Below are 19,693 nucleotides of genomic sequence, written 5' to 3' on the forward strand. Positions count from 1 at the left end.
CACGAGCGGCTACAACACCGCGGGCGGCCGGGAGGTCGGGCCTACTCCTCGCCGAGGAGGCGGGAGAGGTAGCGGGCGACGGCGCGCACCGCGGTGATGTTGCCGGAGTAGTCCATCCGGATGGGTCCGAGCACGCCCAGGCGCGAGATCTGGCCGCCCGCGGTGTTGTAGCCGCTCGTGAGGACCGAGGTCTCCTGAAGGCCGAACGGCGCGTTCTCGCGGCCGATGCGCACCGAGATGCCCCGGGGGTCCGGAGTCATCTCGGCGAAGAGGCGCAGCAGCTCCACCTGCTCCTCGATCGCCTCGAGCACCGGGTAGATGCTGCCCGAGAAGTCCTCCTCGGTGCGGACGAGGTTCGCGGCGCCGGCCATGACCAGGCGGTCCTGCCGATTGGCGCCGACCTGCTCGAGCAGGGTCTGCACGATCGGCGTCAGCACCTGGCGCCGCTCGGGGCTGAAGCGCTCCGCGACGGATCCGAGCGTCTCGGCCGCCTGCTGGAGCCCCAGGCCGAGCACGGCCGTGTTGAGCTTCGCGCGGATCTCGCCGAGGAGCGCGTCGTCCACGTCCTCCGGGGTCTCGAGCACGCGCTGGTCGACGCGGCCGGTGTCGGTGATCAGCACCGAGAGGAGGCGGCGGGGAGCGAGGGCGACGAGCTCCACGTGGCGCAGCCGCGCGGCTCCGAACGACGGGTACTGCACGAGCGCGACGCTGTTGGTGAGCTGCGAGAGCAGGCGGACGGTCTTGACCAGCACCTCGTCGAGGTCCGGGCTCTGCCCGAGGAACGTCTCGATCGCCTGGCGCTGCGCGGAGGTGAGCGGGCGCAGGTCGGCGAGCTGGTCGACGAAGAGGCGGTAGCCCTTGTCGGTCGGCACGCGTCCGGAGGAGGTGTGCGGAGCCGCGATCAGCTCCTCCTCCTCCAGCTGGGCCATCTCGTTGCGGATGGTGGCGGCCGAGACGCCGAACGCGTGGCGCTCGACGATCGACTTGGAGCCCACCGGCTCCCGGTTCGCCACGTAGTCCTGCACGATCACGCGCAGCACCTGGAGACCGCGCTCCGTGACCATACGACCGACCTCCCGCCGGACTCCGAGTGCCCTCGGGCACGACCGTCTGCGGCGCTGAGGCCGCGCGGAGCCTGGCACTCCGCAACTCTGAGTGCCAATCATAACCGGGAGGCGGACCGCCCGGCGGGGTTGCGCGGGGATCGGCCGGGGTGCACTCCTGCAGGTCTGCGGGGAGGAGCCCCGTCATCCCCGAGAAGGAGGTCCCGCGCGGCCCGGTGCGCAGGGGGTCGCCGCATGCCACGATGGACGCCGAGCGCACGGGGGACGCCCGTCGCCGCCCTCGGAACGGAGACCATCATGTCGGCCACCCCTCCCCCGCCCCCCGTCTACGGGACCCCGGCTCCGCCGCTGAACCCGGCGGACGAGAAGACGTGGGCGATCGTCACGCACGTGACCGGCATCTTCTTCAGCTTCCTGCCCTCGCTGATCGTCTTCCTGGTCTTCAAGGGGCGCGGACCGTTCCTCGAGGCGCACGCCAAGACGGCCCTCAACTTCCACCTGACGACGCTGATCGCCTATGTCGCAGGAACGATCCTGTCCTTCGTGCTCGTCGGCTTCATCGTGTTCCTGGTCGTGCCGATCCTGGTGATCGTCTTCGCGATCATCGCCTCGGTGCGCGCCAGCGCGGGCGAGTACTACACGTACCCGCTCAGCATCCCGTTCTTCAAGTAGCCGCGGCACCGGGGCGGCCGTGCGCCCGCCGCCCCGGGATCCGGCCTCAGCCGTCGGTGAGGCGCCGCACGACCGCGTCGGCCAGCAGACGGCCGCGCAGGGTCAGCACGATCCGCCCCCGGAGCGCCGCCCGGCCGTCGACGAGGCCGTCGGCGATGAGCCCCGCCACCTCGCTGCGCCGACCGGCGTCGATCGAGTCGATCGGCAGCCCGTCAGCCAGGCGCGAGCGCAGCAGCACGTCCTCCACCCGCCGCGTGCCCGCGTCGAGGGTCTCCCGCCCGGCAGCGGGCGAGGCTCCGGCGCTCAGCCGGTCGGCGTAGGCCGCCGGGTGCTTCACGTTCCACCAGCGCACGCCCCCGACGTGGCTGTGCGCGCCGGGACCGACGCCCCACCAGTCGTGGCCGAGCCAGTACGAGAGGTTGTGCCGGGAGCGGTGCGCGTCGTCGCGCGCCCAGTTGCTGACCTCGTACCAGGAGTACCCGGCCGCGGCCAGGCGCGCGTCGGCGAGCTCGTACATGTCGGCGGTGAGGTCGTCGTCGGGGGTCGCGACCTCGCCGCGGCGGATCTGCCGGGCGAGCTTCGTGCCGTCCTCCACGATCAGGGCGTAGGCCGAGAGGTGGTCCGGCCGGTTGGCCAGCGCGGAGTCGAGCGACCGCTCCCAGTCGGCCAGGGACTCCCCCGGCGTGCCGTAGATGAGGTCGAGGCTGACCTGCAGGCCGGCCTCCCGCGCCCACTCGACCACGAGCGGGACCCTCTCCGGGTCGTGGGTGCGCTCGAGCGTGGCGAGGACGTGCGGCACGGCCGACTGCATGCCGAAGCTGACGCGGGTGAATCCCGCCTCGGCCAGCGCGCGGAGGTAGGCGGCGTCGACGGAGTCGGGGTTCGCCTCGGTGGTGATCTCGGCGTCGGGCGCGACCCCGAAGTGGGTGCGGAGGCCGTCCAGCATCCGCACCAGGTCGCCGGCGGGCAGCAGCGTGGGCGTACCGCCGCCGAAGAAGACCGTGCGGGCGGGGCGCCGGGGCAGGCCCGCGCGCTCGAGCACCTCGGCGCCGAGAGCCATCTCGGTGATCGCCTCGTCGGCGTAGTCCTGCTGCTTCGCCCCGCGGAGCTCCGTCGCCGTGTAGGTGTTGAAGTCGCAGTACCCGCAGCGGACCCGGCAGAACGGCACGTGCACGTAGAGGCCGAGGTCGCGCTGCTCCACGCCGTCGACGACGGACGCGGGCAGTCCGCCGTCGAGCGGAGCAGGATCGGCGATCGGGAGGGCGCTCCCCACGTCAGCTGACGCGCGCCGGCAGCAGCGCGCGCAGGTACTTGGCGACCTGGCGCTTCTGCACGGCGCGCAGCACCGGCGCGCCCAGGCGGTAGAGGCGGGTGGAGGGACGCGAGAAGACCCGGATGACGAGCCAGACCGAGTCGTCCGCGCGCTTCTCGACGACGAAGGACTCCTCGCCGCTCTCGGGGTGGCCCTCGAGAGTGCCGTAGGCGAAGCCGACCTGGTCGGGCTCGTCGACGACGTAGACCACGCGCACCGGGGCGTCGAAGACGCGGCCGAGCAGGGTCACGCGGAGCACAGCGGTCACGCCGGCGGTGATGTAGGGGGTGCCGTCGGGGGCGAAGTGCTCCTCCGTCGGCCGGCTGACGAGGTCGATCGGGGTGCCCGCGGCGTCGAAGTTGACGCCGGTGTACTGCACGCCGCTGCCGCTGGTGATGTCGGTCACCTCGATGCCGCTGCCGCGCTGCACGCCCCAGGTCATCAGGGAGGCTGTGGTGATGGCGAAGCGCTCGTCGCCCGAGCCGAGCCGGGCCTCGAAGCGCTCGGCCGTGAAGCCGTCCGGCGGGTACTCGAGCAGGTCGGGGGCCAGAGTGCCGCCGACGGCCGCGTAGGTGACCTGCGGCTGGCCCTCGAAGTTGGAGCGGCGGATGCTCACGTCCCGACCTTCTTCCCGGACTCCTCGAGCGCGGCGCGCGTCGAGTCCGCGCGCCGGGTGGTGCTGTCCATCCGACTCAGCGTATCCGACGCTCGCGGCGCGGAGCCGGGAGCGGACGACGAGGGCCCCCTCCCGCGCGAGCAGGAGGGGGCCCTCGTCGTCAGGCGCTGCGGGTCAGCTGCAGGGGGTCAGGTTCTTGACCGCCTTGGACAGCGTGCCCTCGCCTCCGAGGAGGACGACCTTCGTGGTCCCGCCGTCCCGGATGCCCTTCAGCACATCGACCGGAACGCAGGTCGGGGGAACCGTGAAGAGAGGGCTTCCCGCGTAGCCGGCGGCTGCTGCTCCGGCGAGTGCATCGGGGAAGTTCTCTCCGGTGGCCAGGAACACCGTCTTCGCTCCGCGGGGGAAGGCCGCCCGGTTGAGCTGCAGCGAGGTGTCGTAGCGGTCGACGCCACCGAGGCGGGTGACGACGGGGCCGCGCGGGACCGTCAGGGAGTTCTGGATGCCGGCGCTGACCGACAGCTCCGAGCCGGCGATGGTGAGCGCCGGAGGCCGGAGGCCGGTCAGGATCCCGACGGTGGTCGGGTCGGCCGCCGGGAGTCCGCCGTTGACGAGGACCACGGGCGCCTTGTTCTTGCCCGCGGCGGCAGCGGCGCTGAGCGCGTCGGGGAACTTCTCGCCGGTCGCGAGCCAGGCCCCCTTCGGCGAGCCGCCTCCGAAGGCGCTCTCGATGATCTTCCGCGACGTGTCGTAGCGGTCGGTGCCTCCGAGGCGGAAGACCCTCCCGTTCGCGTACTGGCCGAGGTCGGTGGCGAGGGCGTCGCTGACGCTGAGGTCGGAGCCGACGACGACGATCCGCTGGGGCTTGAGACGGGTGAGCTCGTCGCGGACGACCTGGCTCACCGAGTCGCGGTCGACCAGGAGGAGCGGGCCGCCCTCCTTCGCGGCGGCGGGTCCGGCGCTGAGAGCGTCGGGGAAGTTCGCGCCGGTGGCGATGTAGACGACGGGCACGCCGGGGGTGGTGAAGGTCACCTTCGAGATCTCGACGGCGGTGCCCTGGCGGTCGGTGCCCGCGAGGCGGACGACCTCCGGGCCGGTGCCCGAGGTCGGCGTCGGGGTGGGGGTGGTCGTCGACGGGACGACGCGCAGCGGCGCGCGCACGACGACGCCGGTGCCGGCCGGCTGCTCGCCGCCCCGGCTGAGGCCCTTCACCTCGACGGACGGCGCGCCGAGGGGCGACGTGTCGCTGAAGTTGAGGTAGCGGTCGAAGAACTCCTGCGTCGGGCGGATCGCGACGCCCCGTCCGCCCTCGACGACCGTGGGAGCGGCCTTCAGGCGGCCGCCGTCCTCCGTGCCGACCGTGGCGCTGAGGCCCGCGAGGTCGAAGAAGCCGGGGACGCCGGAGTCGAGGACGATGACGTCGCCCGCGCCGGCCTCGGTGACGGTGCCGCCGCCGGCCCAGAATTCGCCGCCGACGGCGCGGTCGGAGGAGGCGGACGTCGACAGGTCGAGGTCGGCATCCGTGGATCCGCTCGCGGCCGTCACCGCGAGGGTGGCGGAGAGGGCGAGGACGAAGCCGGTCCGGTCGACGCCGGCCGGAGCGTACGCGTCGTCCGCCTCGTCCTCGGCGCCGTTCAGGAGGAGCGAGAGCGAGGTGCCGCCGAAGGAGCCGGCGGCGCGCCCGATCGGGATCTCGATCGAGTTGGTGGCGGTGTCGACGACGGATTCGCCGCTCGCGAGGTCCGTCGCGGTGCTGCCCAGCCGCCACTCCACGACCCGGTAGCCGGGGTACGACCACTCGGTGAAGGTGTCGGGAGCGGTGGAGTCGGGCAGCTCGACGGTCAGCGTGGTCGCGTCTGCGGCCACCGGAAGCGGCACGTCGGTGCCGAATTGGGCGCTGTCCGACCAGAAGTAGGGCGCGGGCGCGACCGGGATCACCTTGTTCGCTGCGGAGGCCGGTCCCGCCGCCACCAGCGATCCCGCTGCGACGGCCGCGATGCTCGCGAGCGCCGCCCCCGTCCTGATCCAGCGCTTCCTCGTGCTCGTAGGCACCACGGACTACCACCCTTCGTCATGGTGGAGGACCGGTCGTCGACGCTGCAGCCCCCCGTGCGGATCGGTTTCGATCCACGGCCGCGTCCTGGCGTCCGAAAGCTATCGGTCCGCTGTGAGCCGCCGCAATCCCCGCGGACACGATGTCCCGGACGGGGGGTGTGTCACCCGTCCGGGAGGGAGGACGGACGCCGGCGACGGGGGTCGCGCTACTTCTTGTCCTTGGTCTCGACGTCGCCCGAGAGCGCGGCGATGAACGCCTCCTGGGGGACCTCGACGCGGCCGACCATCTTCATCCGCTTCTTGCCCTCCTTCTGCTTCTCGAGGAGCTTGCGCTTGCGGGTGATGTCGCCGCCGTAGCACTTGGCCAGGACGTCCTTGCGCATCGCGCTGATCGACTCGCGGGCGATGATCCGGGCGCCGATGGCGGCCTGGATCGGCACCTCGAACTGCTGCCGCGGGATCAGCTTGCGCAGGCGTCCCGTCATCAGCACGCCGTAGGCGTAGGCCTTCTCCCGGTGCACGATGGCGCTGAACGCGTCGACCTGCTCGCCCTGCAGCAGGATGTCGACCTTCACCAGGTCCGCCTCCTGCGAGCCGGCGGGCTCGTAGTCGAGCGAGGCGTAGCCGGCGGTCTTCGACTTGAGGTTGTCGAAGAAGTCGAAGACGATCTCGCCGAGGGGCATGTGGTAGCGGATCTCGACCCGGTCCTCGCCCAGGTACTCCATGCCGATCAGGGTCCCTCGGCGGCTCTGGCAGAGCTCCATGATCGTGCCGACGTAGTCCTTCGGCGCGAGGATCGCGGCCTTGACGATCGGCTCCGTGACGGCGGCGATCTTGCCGACGGGGAACTCGCTCGGGTTCGTGACGGTGACGGTCTTCTTGTCCTCCGTCGAGACCTCGTAGATGACCGAGGGCGCCGTGGTGATGAGGTCGAGACCGAACTCGCGCTGCAGGCGCTCGGTGATGATCTCGAGGTGCAGGAGGCCGAGGAAGCCGCAGCGGAAGCCGAAGCCGAGCGCCACCGACGTCTCGGGCTCGTACACGAGCGCCGCGTCCGAGAGCTTGAGCTTGTCGAGGGCCTCGCGCAGGTCCGGGTAGTCGCTGCCGTCGATCGGGTACAGGCCCGAGAAGACCATCGGGAGCGGCTCGGTGTAGCCGGGCAGCGCCTGCGTCGCGGGCTTGGACGCGGTGGTGACGGTGTCGCCGACCTTCGACTGGCGGACGTCCTTCACACCGGTGATCAGGTAGCCCACCTCGCCGACCGCGAGACCCTGCGTCGCGACGGGCTCGGGGCTCGACACGCCGATCTCGAGGATCTCGTGAGTGGCGCGGGTCGACATCATCTGGATCTTCTCGCGCGGCGAGAGCTTGCCGTCGATCATGCGGACGTACGTGACGACGCCGCGGTAGGCGTCGTACACGGAGTCGAAGATCATGGCGCGCGCCGGGGCCGAGGGGTCGCCGACGGGCGGCGGGATGAGCTCGGTGACGCGGTCGAGCAGCGCCTCGACGCCCATGCCGGTCTTGCCGGAGACGCGCAGCACGTCGTCCGGGTCGCCGCCGATGAGGCTCGCGAGCTCCTTCGCGTACTTCTCCGGGTCGGCGGCCGGCAGGTCGATCTTGTTCAGGACCGGGATGATCGTGAGGTCGTTCTCGAGCGCGAGGTAGAGGTTCGCGAGCGTCTGGGCCTCGATGCCCTGCGCCGCGTCGACCAGGAGGATCGCGCCCTCGCACGCCGCCAGCGAGCGGCTCACCTCGTAGGAGAAGTCGACGTGGCCCGGAGTGTCGATCATGTTCAGGGCGAACGTGCGCCCGTCGCGCTCCCACGGCATCCGCACGGCCTGCGATTTGATCGTGATGCCGCGCTCGCGCTCGATGTCCATGCGATCGAGGTACTGCGCGCGCATCGCCCGGTCCTCGACGACACCCGTGATGCCGAGCATCCGGTCGGCGAGGGTGGACTTGCCGTGGTCGATGTGGGCGATGATGCAGAAGTTGCGGATGGACGCCGGATCGGTCGCGGCGGGCTCGAGCCCGGTGTGTGCACGTGGAGACATCGTGGGACCAGTGTCCCATGCCCGGCGGCGGGGGCCGGGACCGGCCGCTAGAGATCGAGTCCGTAGGTGCGGGTGGGCTCGACCCCGGGAGGGTTCTCGCGCTCGCCGAGACGGACGAAGCCCATGCTCTCGTAGAGGGCGTGCGCGGTGGTCATCAGCGTGCCGCTGTTCATCACGACCCGCTGGAGGCCCCGCTCGACGGCGAGCATCACGACGAACTCGGTGAGCAGCCGCCCGAGGCCCCGCCCGCGGGCCTCCGGGGCGACGGCGAGCAGTCGCCAGTCCAGCTCGCCGGGCCGGCCGAGCTCGTAGAGGTTCGCGCCCGGGCGCGCCGTGGTGACGGTGGCGAGGATCCGCCCGTCGCCCTCGACAGCGACCCAGACCTCGCCCTCGACGTCGTGCCGGGCGACCGCGGCGACGTCGGCGGCGTACTCCTCCCCCAGCTCGTAGTCGTGGGCGTAGGCGGCGAGCCGGAGGCGCGAGACCTCGTCGTACTCCTCCGCCCGGACGCGCCGGACCAGCACCTCGGCGGCGCTCATCCGCGCACCGGGGCCGGGAGGGCGCGGAGCCCGTGCTCGAGCGCGGCGGGATCCGCGGCGAGGCAGACGCGGATCCAGCCCTCGCCGGTGCGGCCGAAGGCGCTGCCGGGCGCGACGGCGACGAGGGTCCCGAGGAGGAAGGACTCGACCCACGAGGCGACGTCCCCGCCGGTCGCGTGCGCCATGTCGATCCACAGGTAGAACGCGCCCTCGGGCTCGCGGTAGGCGATCCCCCGCTCGTCGAGCACGCCCGTCGCGAGCCGCAGGTTGGCGAGGTAGTGGTCGGAGGCGGAGGCCACCGCGTCCTGCGGCCCGGTCAGAGCGGCGAGGGCGGCGCGCTGGTCCGGAGTGGCGACGCAGCTGATCGCCGCCTCCTGCACCGTGACCATGATCGACGTGAAGCCCGGAGGCGTCACGAGGTAGCCGACGCGGACGCCGGTCATCGCGTACGTCTTCGAGAAGGAGAAGACGCTGAGGACGCGGTCGGCGTCGTCCCCGCGCTCCTGGGCGATCGCCGCGAGGCTCACGTGCGGGCGCCCGTAGGTGAAGTACTCGTAGACCTCGTCGCTGAGCACCCACAGGTCGTGGCGCCGGGCGATGTCGAGCAGGCGCTCGAGGACCTCCCTCGGGAACACCACGCCGAGCGGGTTGGACGGGCTGTTGACGATCAGGACGCGGGTCCGGTCGGTGATCAGGCGCTCGACCTCGTCGGGATCGGGGAGGAAGGCGTTCTCGGCGCGCAGCGTGTACGGCACGGGCACGGCGCCGATGGTCCGCGCGTTGGTCGTGAAGACGGTGTAGCCCGGGTCGGGGATGAGCACCTCGTCGCCGGGTCCGAGCAGGAGCGTCATCGCCTGGTGCAGCGCCTGCGTGGCGCCGACGGTCACCCAGACCTGCTCGACGTCGGCCTCGATGCCGTTGTCGCGCGCCAGCTTCTCCACGATCGCCCGCCGCAGCTCGGGGACGCCGCCGTTCGGCCCGTAGCGGGTGTCGTCGGCCGCCCACGCCGCCCGGGCCGCCTCGATGATGTGCGGCGCGGTCGGCACGTCGGGCTCGCCCACCGCGAGGAGGATGACTCCGTCGAGCCGCAGCGCGATCTCGAACAGGTGGCGGATGCCCGAGGGCGGCACCGCGGAGAGGTGATCGGCGAGACGGGGCACCGGCGTCACGTTACCGGCGGGCCCGGGCCGCGAGACGCCACGGCGGTGCGCCTCCCCCGGCGTGTCGTACCGGCGGCCCCGACACGGACGGTGGTGCACCCGCGGGCGCGGCGCGCTTGAAGGGTGACGACGGGTGCGCTAAAGTTCCTTGTTGGCTTGCGCTCCCCCTCCGGACACCCGGCAGGCGTGGAGTGATCAGAAGCCGGCGACCTCCAGTCGCACCGCAGGGCGTTCAGACGCCCGCGGAAGGGGCACTCCGTCGAGTAGCCGGCTGCACACACGCACATCCGAGAAGAAGGTAATCCACGTGGCAAACATCAAGTCGCAGATCAAGCGCAACCTCACCAACAAGAAGGCGAACGAGCGCAACAAGGCCGTCAAGAGCGAGCTGAAGACCGCCATCCGCTCGGTCCACACCGCCGTCGCCGCCGGCGACACCGCGAAGGCCGGCACCGCCCTCGCCTTCGCCGCCAAGAAGCTCGACAAGGCCGCCAGCAAGGGCGTCATCCACAAGAACCAGGCCGCGAACCGCAAGTCGGCCATCGCGAAGCAGGTCGCCGCGCTGTAATACTGCGCGAAGCTGCAACGACGAAGGGTCCGGCCTCTGGCCGGGCCCTTCGTCGTTGCAGCTTCGCGGTCGACGGCCTCCTCGTTCCTCGTCGGCCGTCGCGCGGTCGGCTACCAGGGATGGTCGCGGTGGGAGGAGCGTCCTGCGTTCCGGGTACGACGATCCGCTCGCACGCGGATCGCCGGTGACCCTGCGAGGGCATCGTCCGGCTCTCGATCGGCTGCGGCCCGGTCGGCTTCCGCGGAGGGTCGCGGGGGGAGGAGCGGGGTGTGTTCCGGGTACGACCCTGCGAGGGAAGGCGAGTAGCCGCGAAGCGGCGTGTGGAGACCCGCCGGTGACGAGGTCGAAGCGGATCGGGAGAGCAGGGCTCCGAGGCGGGTCAGAGTCCCCGGGCGGAGACGACGGAGACCATGCGCTCGAGGGCGTAGACGGGGTCGCGGGTGGCGCCCTTCACGTTGGCGTCGGCGTCGGCGACCGTCAGGATCGCGGTGCCGAGACCCTCGCCGGACCAGCCCTGCAGGTCGCGCCGGGCCCGGTCCACCTGCCACGGAGCGAGGCCCAGACGCGAGGCGACCTGGCCCGAGCCCTCGCGGGTGCCGGCGACTTTCGCCATCGTGCGGAGCTTGCTCGCGAACGCGGCGACGATCGGGACCGGATCGGCTCCGGAGGCGAGGGCGTGGCGGAGCCCGAGCAGCGCTTCGCCGTGACGGCCCGCGATCGCGGAGTCGGCGACGGTGAAGGCCGTCGTCTCGACACGGCCGCCGTAGTACTTGGCGACGGTCGCCTCGGTGATCTCGCCGGTGACGTCGGACAGCAGCTGCTGGCACGCCGACGCGAGCTCGTCGAGGTCGTCGGAGAACGCCGACACCAGAGCGCGGACGGCGCCGGTGGTCACCGTGCGGCCCGCCGTTCGGAACTCGGCGATCGCGAAGTCGACCTTGTCGCTCTCGCGCTTGAGCTCGGCGCAGACGATCTCGATGCCGCCGCCCGTGCCCGAGCGGATCGCGTCGAGGAGCTTCTTGCCCCGGTTGCCGCCGCCGTGGCGGAGCACCAGGGTCGCCCCGTCCGCGGGCGCCGAGAGGTAGTCGAGGGTCTCGAGGAGGAACGCGTCCGAGCACTTCTCGACGTTGGAGACGCGGATGAGGCGGGGCTCGTCGAAGAGGGACGGGCTCGCGAGGGTCAGCAGCTCCCCCGGCGCGTAGCCGCCGGCATCGATGTCGCTGACCTCGAGACTCGGATCCTCGGCGCGGAGGAACTCGCGGAGGAAGCGCAGCGCGCGGTCGGCCAAGAACTGCTCCGGGCCGGTGATCAGCACGATCGGCGCCGGCCGGGTCTGGTTCCAGGCGAGCTGCGGGATCGCCGCCTTCGAGGGCGCTGCCTTCGCGCGCGCCGGGGCCCTGCCTGCCATGCCGTGTCCTTCCGTGCCGCGCCCGTCCGAGCGCCCTCCACCCTACGGCCCGCTCACGGCGCCCCGAGGCGGCCGCGGGCGCCGTCGCGCCGCTCGACCAGACCGCGATCCCGTCGCTGCGGGACGCGAGCACGACCGTACCCTCGACATCCGACCTCAGCGCCTCGACCCCGCGCTCGGCCAGGAGGGCGAGGAGCGACGGATTCGGATGCCCGTAGTCGTTCTCCGCTCCGACGGAGATCAGTCCGACGCCCGCGCCGAGCGCCTCGTAGAGCGCGGGCGACTGGTCGGCGGAGCCGTGGTGCGCGACCTTGACCACGTCGACCCGGCCGACCGGCAGCCGGGAGACGCGCCCCTGCTCCTGCTCGCCGAGATCCCCCAGCAGCGCGACGGAGAGGGGGCCGCCGCGGGCGTCCGGGCCGATGTCGACACGGAGGGTCACGCTCGCCTCGTTCCCCCGCAGCGCGCTCCGGCGCTCCGGCCACTCGACCCGCCAGCGCAGGGAGCCGAGAGAGCCGCTGTCGCCGCGGACCGCCTCCTGCAGTGCGACCCCCGCGCCGGTGAGCGCCGCCCGGTCGCGCTCGTCGTCCAGGCTCGCGGCGGGTCCGACGAGCGCGGCGTCGGTCCGTCCGAGGACGGCCTGGAGCCCGCCGACGTGGTCGAGGTCGTAGTGCGTGAGCACCAGCAGCGGGATCCGGTCCACTCCCATCAGGCGGAGGCAGGCGTCGAGCGGGGCGGGCTCGGGCCCCGTGTCGACGAGCAGCACCCCCGCGTCTCCACGGAGGAGGACCGCGTCGCCCTGCCCGACGTCGCACATCGCGACGCGCCAGTCCTCGGGCACCGAGGCCGCGCGGAGGAGCGGCGTGGCGACGGTGGTGCCGCCGGCGGCCGCGATCGCGCACGCCAGACCGACGGCGGCGATCCGGCGCACGCGCGCGAGCTGCGGCGACTGCGTGACCAGCACAAGGGCGAGCAGGGTCAGGACGGTGAGTGCGACCGCTCCTCCCACTCCCGGCCACCAGGCGATCCTCGGGGCGGGCCACGCGTCGACGGCGCGGGCGATCGAGGCGATCCACCAGGCGGGGACGGCGGCGAGACGGATCGCCGCGTCGGCGGCTCCGGGCCACCACGGAGCGAGCAGGCAGCCGATGAGCCCGAGCCCGGTCGCGGCGGGTGCCGCGGGCTCGGCGAGCAGGTTGGCGAGCACTCCGTACACCGGCACCGACGGGTCCACGAGCAGCAGCACGGGCTGGCAGGCGAGCTGCGCCGCGGTCGGCACCGCGAGCACCAGGGCGAGAGGCCGGGGCAGCACTCGGCCGAGGGCGCCCGCGATCGGCTCGGCGAGCAGCAGGAGTCCGGCGGTGGCGAGGACGGACAGCACGAAGCCGAGCCTCCCCGCGATCGAGGGGTCGGCGGCCACGAGCAGGACGACGGTCGCGAGCAGGGCGGGCACCGCCGCTCCGGAGCGCCGCCCGAGCCGCGCGAGGAGGACCACCGTCGCCATCACCGCGGCCCGCACCACGCTCGGCTCGGGGGTCACCAGCACGACGAAGGCGGCGAGCAGGGCGAGGGCGGCGACGGTCCGGAGGCGGCGCCCGGCGCCGAGGAGCGCCGCGATCGTCCAGCCGGCGACCACCACCACGGCGCAGTTGGCGCCGGACACGGCGGTCAGGTGGGTGAGCGACGCGGTGCGCATCGCCTCCTCGAGTCCCGCATCGAGCGCGGACGTGTCGCCGGTCGCGAGGCCCGGAAGCAGCCCCGCGACGTCGCCGCCGACCACCGCCGCGCGCTCGAGGAAGCGCGAGCGCAGCACTTCCGCGACGGCCGCCGCTCCCCCGGGACCGCGCCGGTCCAGGACGGACGCCGCCCTCAGCATCGTCGCCTCGCCGACAGGCGCCTCCTTCACCCCGGCGCGCGCCTGCAGGTCGAGCTCGGCGCCCACCGGCAGCCGGCCGCCGGGATCGGCGAGGAGCACACGGACGGGGGCCGCGGTCGACGCGTCCCCCACCCGCAGCGCCGTCGCCTCGAACCACACACCTCCGGTGGCGAGCGGACGGGCACCCGTGTCGACGCGGACGGTGACCGGGGTGAGGGCGCGGTCCTCCTGGGCCTCCCGCAGCGACGCGGGGTGGTCACCGGCTGCCACGGCGACCACGGAGGTGAGGGCGAGGGCGGCACCCGCGCCCGCGACGAGCACCGCTCCGATCAGCTGTCCGCCGAGGACGCGCCGGAGCAGGACGCACGCCGCCCCGAGGAGCATCCAGCCCGCGGCGCACCACACGAGGCCCCCGTCGAGCACCGCCGCGACCGGCAGCATCCCGGCCGCCCACGCCGTGGTCCACGCGGCCACCGCCGCCGGCAGGAGCCGCAGGTCCGCCGCCCGCACGCTCCTCACGGCGCGACCTGGTCGCGGAACGCCGCGAGCGTCTTCTCGCCGATCCCGGGGACCTCGAGCAGCTGGTCGACGGAGGAGAACGGGCCGTTCGCCTCCCGGTGGGCGACGATCTTCTTCGCGGTCGCCGGGCCGATCTCGGGCAGCTCCTCCAGCTGGGCGGCCGTCGCCGTGCTCAGGCTCAGCACGGATCCGGCCGCGGAGGCTCCTCCCGGAGCGGATCCGCCCGGAGCCGCTCCTGCCGCGGCCGGCGCCGCTCCCACGGCCGGCACGACGATCTGCTCGCCGTCGACGAGCCTCCGGGCCAGGTTGACCGCCGCGCGCTCCGCCGACTCCTGGAACCCTCCGGCGGCGGCGACCGCGTCCGCCACCCGCGCCTCGGGCGACAGGACGTACAGCCCCGGGGAGGCGACCTCGCCGGCCACGTGCACGTACAGCGACTCGGCCGCCGCGGCAGCGGGCGCGCTCGTCGCCACGGCGGGCTCCAGGACCCGCTCGTGACCGCTCGACCGCGCTCCCGCGAGCAGCACCGCGACGACCGCGGCGCCGATCACGAGCACGACCGCCGCTCCCACCCCCACCCGCCAGCGCGGGCGGGCGCGCCGGGGGCGCAGCAGCGCTGTCAGCTGCTCGTCGTCCGTGGTCTCTGGCATCCGCCGACGGTAGGACCCGCGTCGAGGTCCGGAGCGGCAGCCGACGCCGATCCGGGGAGAGCCCGCAGGATCGCCTCCCTGTGGAGGAGAGGGCAGCACCGGCGCTGAGCGCACGACGGGGCCCCTCCCACGAGAGGAGGAGCCCCGTCGGGACGGATCAGCGGCTAGACCGCCTTCGTCACCAGGTTCACCAGGCGCGGCGCCCGCACGATCGCCTTCACGACCTCGCGGCCGACGAGAGCCCGCGCGACGCCGGCCGTGGCCCGCGCCTTCTCCTCGAGCTCGTCGGAGGAGATCTTCGGCGAGACCTCGAGCCGGTCGCGGACCTTGCCGTCGACCTGCAGGATCGCCGTGACCTTCTCCTCCACCAGGAGCGACGGGTCGGCCTTGCGCCACAGCGCGTGCGCGACGGTGCCCTCGTAGCCCAGGCGGTGCCACATGTCCTCGGCCGTGTACGGCGCGAACAGGTTGAGTGCCATCGCGACCACCTCGACCGCCTCGCGGACCGCGGGGTCCCCGGCTCCGGCGCCCGAGTCGACGACCTTGCGGGTCGCGTTGACGAGCTCCATCAGCCGCGCGACCACGACGTTGAACTTGAACGCCTCGATCAGCGACGGGGACTCCGCGAGGAAGCGGTGGGTCTGACGGCGCAGAGCCGCGTCACCCGTCCGCCACTCGACGTCGGGCTTCGAGGTGACGTCCTTCGCCAGGCGCCAGGCGCGGGCCAGGAACTTCGCGCTGCCGCCGGGCGAGACGTCGGCCCAGTCGATGTCGTCCTCCGGCGGGCCGGCGAACGCCATCGTCAGGCGCACCGCGTCGACGCCGAACTCGTCCAGCTGGTCCGACAGGCGGACGATGTTGCCCTTCGACTTCGACATCGCCGCGCCGTCCATCTGCACCATGCCCTGGTTGAGCAGCGCCGTGAACGGCTCCGTGAACGACACGTAGCCCAGGTCGAACAGCACCTTGGTGATGAAGCGCGCGTACAGCAGGTGCAGGATCGCGTGCGTCACGCCTCCGACGTACTGGTCGACGGGCGCCCACTTCTCGGCGAGCTTCGGATCGAAGGCCTGCGTGTCGTCCTTCGGCGAGAGGAAGCGGAGGAAGTACCACGAGGAGTCGACGAAGGTGTCCATCGTGTCCGGGTCGCGGCGCGCGGGCGAGCCGTCCACCGGGTGAGGCACGTTCACCCAGTCCTCCGCCGCCCCGAGCGGCGACGAGCCCTTCGGCTGCAGGTCGAGGCCGTCGGTGGAGGGCAGGACGACGGGCAGCTGGTCCTCGGGCACCGGCACGAGCTCGCCGTCGGCTCCGTGGATGATCGGGATGGGGGTGCCCCAGTAGCGCTGCCGCGAGATCAGCCAGTCGCGCAGGCGGTAGTTCTTGGCCGAGCGGCCGCGGCCGCGCTCCTCGAGCATCCTGATGACGCGCTCGATGGCGGTGCGCTTGGACAGCCCGTCGAGCGGCCCGGAGTTGATCAGGCGGCCGTCGCCGGTCAGCGCCTCGCCGGTCGTGGCCGGGTCGAGCGAGTACTCCTTCTCGAGCGCGGCCAGCTCCTCCGGGTCCTCCGGGATGACCGGGATCGCGCCGGTGACCGAGGCGGTGGTGTCGACGACCACTCGCACGGGCAGGTCGAACGCGCGGGCGAAGTCGAGGTCGCGCTGGTCGTGCGCGGGCACGGCCATGACGGCGCCGTGGCCGTAGTCGGAGAGGACGTAGTCGGCGGCCCAGATCGGCAGCCGCTCGCCGTTCACGGGGTTCACCGCGTAGCGGCCGAGGAACACGCCGGTCTTGGGGCGGTCGGCGGTCAGGCGCTCGATCTCGCTCGACTTCTGCACCGTCTCGAGGTAGCTGCGGAACGCGTCGCGGATCGCGGGCTCGGAGTCCTCGACCAGCTCGGAGGCGAGGTCGGAGTCGGGCGCGACGACCATGAAGGTCGCCCCGTAGAGCGTGTCGGGTCGCGTCGTGAAGACGGTGACGCGCTCGTCGCGGCCCTCGATCTCGAACTCGACGTCGGCGCCGATGGAGCGGCCGATCCAGTTGCGCTGCATGGCGATGACCTTCGACGGCCAGGAGCCCTCGAGCTGGTTCAGGTCGTCGAGGAGGCGGTCGGCGTAATCGGTGATCTTGAAGTACCACTGCGTGAGCTTCTTCTTGACCACGACCGCGCCGGAGCGCTCCGAGGTGCCGTCCGCCAGGACCTGCTCGTTCGCCAGGACCGTCTGGTCCACCGGGTCCCAGTTGACCCAGCTGTCCTTGCGGTAGGCGAGGCCCTTCTCGTACATCTTGAGGAACAGCCACTGGTTCCACTTGTAGTACTCGGGGTCGGAGGTGTGCAGCACGCGGTCCCAGTCGAAGGACGCGGCGTAGCGCTTCATCGAGCGCTTCTGCTGCTCGATGTTGTCGTAGGTCCAGGTGACCGGGTTCAGTCCGCGCTTGATCGCGGCGTTCTCGGCGGGCAGGCCGAAGCTGTCCCAGCCGATCGGGTGGAGGACGTTGAAGCCCTGCTGGCGCCAGTAGCGCGCGATGACGTCGCCGAGCGCGTACGCCTCGGCGTGGCCCATGTGCAGGTCGCCCGAGGGGTACGGGAACATGTCGAGCACGTACTTGCGGGGACGCTTGTCGTCGGGGTCGTCCGTCGCGAACGGGCGCGTCTCCTCCCAGATCGGGAGCCACTTCTCCTGGAGCGCTCGGAAGTCGTAGCGCTCCTCGTCGCTCGCGCCGGTCTGCCGGGAGGTGTCTTCTGCCACAGGTGCTTCTCACTTCTGAAGGAGGGGGAGAACGCACACGCGTGGGCGGCTGCGTTCGACCATCAACCCTACTGGCCCGGCGCGCACGGCAGACGAACGCGGCGCCCGCTCACTCCTCGGCGGCGCCCAGCACCGCGAGGAGCGCCCGCGCCTTCAGCCGCGTCTCCTCGACCTCCTCCTCCGGCACCGAGAGCGCGGTGATGCCGCCGCCGGTCCCGAGGCGGGCGCGCTCGCCGTCGAGCACGAGGGTGCGGATCGTCATCGCGAGGTCCAGCGACCCGTCCGAGCCCAGGCGGCCGAAGGCGCCGGAGTAGACGCCGCGGGGGCCGCCCTCCCACTCGCGCAGCAGCTCCACGGCCCGGCGCTTGGGCGCTCCCGTCATCGAGCCGGCCGGGAAGAGGGCCGCGACGAGCTCGGCGATCCCCACGCCGGGCGCCCGGCGTGCCGAGACCTCGCTGACCAGCTGGTGGACGTGCGGGTAGCTCTCCACCTCGAGCAGGCGGTCGACGACGACGGAGCCGGGGGCGGCGATCCGGGCGAGGTCGTTGCGGACGAGGTCCACGATCATCACGTTCTCGGCCCGCTCCTTCACACTCGAGACGAGCTCGTCCCGGAGCGCTCGGTCCTCGTCGGCGTCCCGGCCCCGGGGGCGCGTCCCCTTGATGGGATGCGTGGCGACGCGTCCGTCGGCGCCGCCGGTGAGGAACCGCTCCGGCGAGGCGCTGACGAGCGCGAGCGGGCCGAGGCGGATCAGCCCGCCGTGATGGCTCGGGCTGGAGCGGCGGAGGCGACGGTACGCCTCGACCGGGTCGAACCGGCCCTCGACGACGATCTCGTCGGTGAGGCAGAGCTGGTAGGCGTCGCCCGCGCGGATGGCCTCCTGGCAGCGGCCGATCAGGGCCGTGTACTCGGCGGCGGAGTGACGGCGGACCGGGACGCCGGCGGGCTCGGGATCCGCGGGATCCGCGGGTGCGGGCGCGCCGACGAGGTCGAGCACGCGGGCGGCGAGCTCCTGCGCGTCTCCCGTGGCGACCAGGCGGACGGTCCGGGCCCCGTGGTCGAACTCGAGCACGGGGTCGCCCCGGAGCAGGGCGAGGGCGGGCGGATCCCCGGGGCCGGTCGGCGCCGTCGGCAGGGACACGGAGGCGGCTCCCGCCTCGTAGGAGATCCAGCCGTAGCGGCCGAGCGCGCGGTCGCCCGCGGCGGCCTCGTCGTCGACCGCGGCGAGCGCCGCCGCCACGTCGCCGCCGGCTCCGACGAGGAGCACGTCCTCCCGGGCGCACGCCCCGAGATAGGAGCGGCCGCTCGTCGCTCCGACGCCCGAGTCGAGCCAGAACGACGCCTCGGCCGTGGCGAACAGGGCGTGGTGCACGAGCTCCGGATCGACCCAGGGCAGCTCGATCGAGCGGACGTGCCGATCCTCCGAGACCACTGGGCTAGCGTAGGCGGTCGTGGACGGCGAGCAGGTTCGGGAGTGGGACGGGCGGGCCCTGGCGAGCGTTCCCGAGCCGCCCGGCGCCTCCCTGGACGCGGCCGACTCCTGGCTGGTCGACGAGGGACGGGTCCGCGGGCTCGACCTGCACCGCGAGCGCTTCTCCGCCTCCGTCGCCTCGGCGGGCGGGCACCCGGACGTCGAGACGTTCCTCGACGCCGCGATCGCCGCCCTCCCCCGCGAGGGCCGCTCCTTCCCGCGCGTCGAGCTCTCGGGAGGCGCCCTGCGGCTCCGGCTGCGACCCGCCCCGTCGACGACCCGCTCCGTGGTGCTGTGGACGAGCCCCGTGGATCCGCGCCGGACCCCCTCCTGGAAGGGCCCGGACATCGCGCGTCTGGCCCTGCTGCGCACGCGCGCGCTGGCCGCGGGAGCGGACGAGGCCGTGCTGCTCGACGCCCAGGGCGCCGTCATCGACGGAGCGAGCAGCGCGATCCTGTGGTGGCTGGGCGACGCGCTGGTCGTGCCCCCGGCGACGAGCACCCGCGTGCGCAGCGTGACGGCCCGCACGGTCTCGGTGCTCGCCGGCGCGCTCGGTGTGGACGTGATCGAGGCCCCGGCCGAGCCGGAGTCGCTGGAAGGTCGCGAGGTCTGGACGGCCAACGCCCTGCACGGTCTGCGGCTGGCGACCGCCTGGGTGGACGGACCGGCGCTCGCCGCGGAGCCGGGCCGCCTGGACGCCTGGCGGAAGCGTCTGGACGCGCTGCGGCGGCCCCTCCCGGCGCTCTGACGCGCGGAGGACCTCAGCTCCCGCGCGTCCCCCAGACGGAGGGCCCCCGTTCCGGTCGCACTCGGGCGTCCGCCGTGCGAGCATCGAGTACCCCCTCTCCCGGCCCCCGCCGGCCACTCGAGAAAGTCCTGCGATGACGCGTCCTTCGACTGGGACCGCGTGCTGCACACCTCCGACCCCGAGTACTACAAGTGGAACCAGTGGCTGTTCCTCAAGATGTACGAGAAGGGC

At 73.0% G+C, this 19,693-nt stretch carries 14 protein-coding genes and 1 pseudogene; 3 read left to right on the forward strand and 12 right to left on the reverse strand.

The window, feature by feature from the left end; all coding sequences use genetic code 11:
* Window positions 1-41 precede the first annotated feature (41 nt).
* The gene (gene hrcA / locus C5C24_RS15785; protein ID WP_104276574.1) at window positions 42-1,064 is read right to left on the reverse strand and encodes a heat-inducible transcriptional repressor HrcA; all 1,023 of its coding nucleotides are present in this window, start codon (window positions 1,062-1,064) and stop codon (window positions 42-44) included.
* Window positions 1,065-1,361: 297 nt separating this feature from the next.
* Here hrcA and C5C24_RS15790 point away from each other — a divergent pair, with 297 nt between their 5' ends.
* On the forward strand, window positions 1,362-1,736 hold the full coding sequence (locus C5C24_RS15790) for a DUF4870 domain-containing protein (protein WP_104223130.1): 375 nt from the start codon (window positions 1,362-1,364) through the stop codon (window positions 1,734-1,736).
* Window positions 1,737-1,782: 46 nt separating this feature from the next.
* Here C5C24_RS15790 and hemW read toward each other — a convergent pair whose 3' ends face one another.
* From hemW to C5C24_RS15820, 6 genes are all read right to left on the reverse strand, one after another.
* Window positions 1,783-3,009, reverse strand: coding sequence for a radical SAM family heme chaperone HemW (gene hemW, locus C5C24_RS15795; protein ID WP_104305420.1), 1,227 nt, complete (start codon window positions 3,007-3,009; stop codon window positions 1,783-1,785).
* Between the two features lies 1 nt (window position 3,010).
* Window positions 3,011-3,664, reverse strand: a complete 654-nt coding sequence (locus C5C24_RS15800) for a DUF1990 family protein (RefSeq protein WP_244229440.1) — start codon at window positions 3,662-3,664, stop codon at window positions 3,011-3,013.
* A gap of 174 nt (window positions 3,665-3,838) precedes the next feature.
* Window positions 3,839-5,716 carry a cell wall-binding repeat-containing protein gene (locus tag C5C24_RS15805; protein ID WP_181135559.1) on the reverse strand — a complete coding sequence of 626 codons (1,878 nt, stop codon included), beginning with the start codon at window positions 5,714-5,716 and terminating at the stop codon, window positions 3,839-3,841.
* A 209-nt stretch (window positions 5,717-5,925) separates the two neighbouring features.
* The gene (gene lepA, locus C5C24_RS15810) at window positions 5,926-7,776 is read right to left on the reverse strand and encodes a translation elongation factor 4 (RefSeq protein ID WP_104282295.1); all 1,851 of its coding nucleotides are present in this window, start codon (window positions 7,774-7,776) and stop codon (window positions 5,926-5,928) included.
* A 47-nt stretch (window positions 7,777-7,823) separates the two neighbouring features.
* On the reverse strand, window positions 7,824-8,315 hold the full coding sequence (locus C5C24_RS15815) for a GNAT family N-acetyltransferase (RefSeq protein WP_104276569.1): 492 nt from the start codon (window positions 8,313-8,315) through the stop codon (window positions 7,824-7,826).
* Entirely contained in the window at window positions 8,312-9,475 is a 1,164-nt protein-coding gene (locus C5C24_RS15820) for a pyridoxal phosphate-dependent aminotransferase (protein ID WP_104305422.1), read from the reverse strand. The genes C5C24_RS15815 and C5C24_RS15820 overlap by 4 nt, the downstream gene beginning before the upstream one ends.
* 307 nt (window positions 9,476-9,782) lie before the next feature.
* On the opposite strand from C5C24_RS15820, the gene rpsT reads away from it, so the two are divergent.
* Entirely contained in the window at window positions 9,783-10,043 is a 261-nt protein-coding gene (gene rpsT / locus C5C24_RS15825) for a 30S ribosomal protein S20 (protein WP_104276567.1), read from the forward strand.
* Window positions 10,044-10,422: 379 nt separating this feature from the next.
* Here the strand turns inward: rpsT and holA are convergent, their stop codons facing one another.
* The 5 genes and pseudogenes from holA to C5C24_RS15855 all read right to left on the reverse strand — a co-directional run bounded on the left by holA (window position 10,423) and on the right by C5C24_RS15855 (window position 18,675).
* Entirely contained in the window at window positions 10,423-11,451 is a 1,029-nt protein-coding gene (gene holA / locus C5C24_RS15830; RefSeq protein WP_104305423.1) for a DNA polymerase III subunit delta, read from the reverse strand.
* Window positions 11,452-12,025: 574 nt separating this feature from the next.
* Window positions 12,026-13,768: pseudogene (locus C5C24_RS18645) on the reverse strand (ComEC/Rec2 family competence protein); the annotation flags it as partial.
* Between the two features lie 74 nt (window positions 13,769-13,842).
* Complete coding sequence (locus C5C24_RS15845; RefSeq protein WP_104305424.1) at window positions 13,843-14,496, reverse strand: ComEA family DNA-binding protein; 654 nt, start codon at window positions 14,494-14,496, stop codon at window positions 13,843-13,845.
* 164 nt (window positions 14,497-14,660) lie between these two features.
* Complete coding sequence (gene leuS / locus C5C24_RS15850) at window positions 14,661-17,243, reverse strand: leucine--tRNA ligase (RefSeq protein ID WP_104305425.1); 2,583 nt, start codon at window positions 17,241-17,243, stop codon at window positions 14,661-14,663.
* A gap of 109 nt (window positions 17,244-17,352) precedes the next feature.
* Window positions 17,353-18,675, reverse strand: a complete 1,323-nt coding sequence (locus C5C24_RS15855; protein WP_104276563.1) for an anthranilate synthase component I family protein — start codon at window positions 18,673-18,675, stop codon at window positions 17,353-17,355.
* A gap of 19 nt (window positions 18,676-18,694) precedes the next feature.
* Between C5C24_RS15855 and C5C24_RS15860 the strand changes: the two genes are divergently transcribed.
* A complete protein-coding gene (locus C5C24_RS15860) occupies window positions 18,695-19,462 on the forward strand; it encodes an aminotransferase class IV (protein ID WP_258065335.1) in 768 nt (255 codons plus the stop codon).
* Window positions 19,463-19,693: the final 231 nt, after the last annotated feature.

This window comes from Rathayibacter sp. AY2B3, assembly GCF_002931755.1.
Taxonomy (GTDB): domain Bacteria; phylum Actinomycetota; class Actinomycetes; order Actinomycetales; family Microbacteriaceae; genus Rathayibacter.